Origin of the sequence: Nitrosomonas mobilis (assembly GCF_900103035.1) — a bacterium.
Classification (GTDB): domain Bacteria; phylum Pseudomonadota; class Gammaproteobacteria; order Burkholderiales; family Nitrosomonadaceae; genus Nitrosomonas; species Nitrosomonas mobilis.
Window position 1 is genome coordinate 1 of sequence record NZ_FMWO01000107.1, and the last position, 250, is coordinate 250.

Below are 250 nucleotides of genomic sequence, written 5' to 3' on the forward strand. Positions count from 1 at the left end.
GTCGCAGGTCTGATTCATGATATTGGCAAGGTGCTGCTTTTTTCACATGCCCGCAAAGCATATATGCAGGCTCTGGGTTATACGCTGGAACATAATTGTTCAAGTGTAGAGGCAGAGCAATTATTTTCCTGATTAGTTACCTATCTCAGAAATTCTCAATATACCGATCGGAAGAGGTTCTGTCGTTGCGGCGGCGCGCAGCAATCGCGGCACCATGGCAGCCAAATCAAAACGGCGATTGAAGCGATAG

General features: G+C 47.2%; 1 protein-coding gene and 1 pseudogene. One reads left to right on the forward strand and one right to left on the reverse strand.

Annotation, left to right across the window (positions count from 1 at the left end; all coding sequences use genetic code 11):
* The first annotated feature begins 12 nt into the window (after positions 1-12).
* Positions 13-132, forward strand: a complete 120-nt coding sequence (locus NSMM_RS15400; RefSeq protein ID WP_281200925.1) for a hypothetical protein — start codon at positions 13-15, stop codon at positions 130-132.
* On the opposite strand, the pseudogene NSMM_RS16665 reads toward NSMM_RS15400, so the two are convergent.
* A pseudogene (locus NSMM_RS16665) lies at positions 133-250 on the reverse strand (IS1595 family transposase); the annotation flags it as partial. It abuts the gene before it with no gap.